The following is a 2,219-nucleotide window of genomic DNA, read 5'->3' on the forward strand; positions in this document are numbered from 1 at the left end:
AATACGTCATAAATAAATGATTATAATCAATTTATTATCCGTTGGCTATATTTAATACTTATGAATTAGGAATCAATCGGATACAGGGGATCGCGTTCGGAGAGGGCTCATTGTCATTACGTTAAGAAAAGTACGCCATGCTCAGGATGACGGCCGAATCCTTAACTTAATGGCCGTGGGGGCAGGGCTCAGGATAGCGTGGTCGAGCCACGCTAATTCGACACAGAGATAGCGGAGGAACGACACATTTCACGCTCGTAGCTCAGCTCCAACGGCTATAACTGAGTCCATAAAATCAGATATAGGATTTGAGTAATCAAAATGGGTTTATTGGAGGCAAAATATTAGCTGTTTGTTTTTTACCAAAATCAGAGCGTTTAAGTGCAATAACAGCTCGTAATAATTCATCACCCCGCCACAAATTTGCAGCATCGTTCTGATAGAGCACTTGTGAAAGAATAAATATTTGTTTCTTCAACTGAGCATCTCGTACTAATTTGGATAAATCAGCAAGATTCAATAGAGGTGCATCAGGCCATTGCTGTCTCCCCCACTTCAATAAAGCATCACGAGTCTTGTGAGGATTACCTTCTTTACATGCTTTACTTAATTCATCAAGAATACGCTGTGATTGCTTTTTGCCTGGGTACCCGCGTTTTTGCCATAGCCAAAGTCCTAAAGTAATTATCCAGGCAAGCCCCAATAAAAAAGCAACCAGCCACGCCCATTGGTTAGCGGCTGGCAAAGAGGAGTCAACTTCCGATCTTGGTAACGGTTGTACCCTGTTCTCATTCTTATTGTCTGGTATCATTTTATCTGCTTTGCTCGTTGCAGATGGGGTAATATCTATACTTCGTGGCGCTAAAGAGATAACTTCATTTGTTCCTGTTTCGGTATTAAACCAATGGAGGCGTAATTCAGGAATAATTACTTTCCCTGCCTTATTAAATAAATAAGTCACCTTGAATGAAGTACTTCCGTTTAACTGCCCTTGTTTCACCTGATTTTTATCTGTCCCTTTTTCAGGGTACACACTAAAACCCTCTCCTTCTTCAAATTTAAGCTTTGGTAACAATTGGGCAGGAATAGCAACAGCTTCAAGCGTTACAGTCCTGGTTAAAGTACTTCCCTGGCTTAATGTTTGCGAAGAGTTTTCATAAGTTTCAGTCAGGTTCACCTGTCTTGCAGGCAACCATAAAGCAGCATCAGTTCCTGAGGGAATGGGCTGGACGGTTAATTTAATTGTTTTATCTTCAACTTTGATTCGTTGGGGATTGATATCATAAACCAAGGCAGTAAAAGTTGGAGAGATGATATTTAAACTACCGCTTTTTTGAGGAAAGATCGCATAATTTTGTTCCTCAACAACATAATTAGTATTATTCTGAATAGTCTGATAGCGCTTTGAATCACCTAAAGGAATAATCAGCGCATTATCCACTTTGGGCCCCTGATACTCAACATCGAGTAATCGTTTGCTGTTGAACAATTTAACTGTATAAATAACCTGCTGATTGATATAAGGTTTTTTCTCATCTGCAGCAGCCGTTAACATAATATCCTGTTGCTGTGCCGAAGTGCCTCGAGCATTCGAAGCCTTTGAAGCAGCATCAACATTGATGGTAATAGGATTACTCTGTTCTAAGCCAAACTTAATGGCAGGGATCGTTAATATACCAGATTTTAATGCTTGTAATGAAATAATCCATTGACTGGCCGATTGAGCCTGGCCATTAATGACCACATAATTTACATGACGTTCCGTACCAACAATAGCAAATTCTTTTTGCAATGCACTCAGATCAGGAACACCCCCATTTTGTGGATTATCATCAGTGAGAATTAATTTAAACGTCTCCCCCATAGCCACCTGCCCGGGTTCAATCTGAACTTGAATTTCAGCCAAAGCAATTATTGAATAGATAGAAAGGAATACACATATAATTATTTTTTTCATTGATACCACCCACGTTCTCTTCGTAAATGATCGCGTAAAAACTTTTCTCTGAGTAACCCACCCGGATCATCTGGAATCAAACGCAACCACTGTTCCTTTGCCTGCTGTTTCTCTTGTTCTGCTGCTGATTGAGCTTCATCTTCCTGTTGTTTATCAGTCTGTTTGCTTTTATCTTGCTGATCTTTGTTCTGTTGATCTTTGTTCTGTTGATCTTTGTTCTGCTGATCTTTGTTCTGCTGATCTTTGTTCTGCTGATCTTTGT

At 39.9% G+C, this 2,219-nt stretch carries 1 protein-coding gene and 1 pseudogene; both read right to left on the reverse strand.

The genetic code is table 11. The features are described 5' to 3' along the window. Positions 1–316: 316 nt before the first annotated feature. A complete protein-coding gene (locus tag Q0495_RS04725) occupies positions 317–1,957 on the reverse strand; it encodes a protein BatD (RefSeq protein WP_298623663.1) in 1,641 nt (546 codons plus the stop codon). Next, positions 1,954–2,219 (reverse strand): annotated as a pseudogene (locus Q0495_RS04730) (hypothetical protein); the annotation flags it as partial. The gene Q0495_RS04725 and the pseudogene Q0495_RS04730, both read right to left, overlap by 4 nt.

This window comes from uncultured Legionella sp., assembly GCF_937871865.1.
GTDB lineage: Bacteria > Pseudomonadota > Gammaproteobacteria > Legionellales > Legionellaceae > Legionella.

Bases quoted from the DNA above. Each gene is read 5' to 3' on its own strand.
- Q0495_RS04725 (WP_298623663.1), bottom strand. From the start codon at position 1,957: ATGAAAAAAATAATTATATGTGTATTCCTTTCTATCTATTCAATAATT.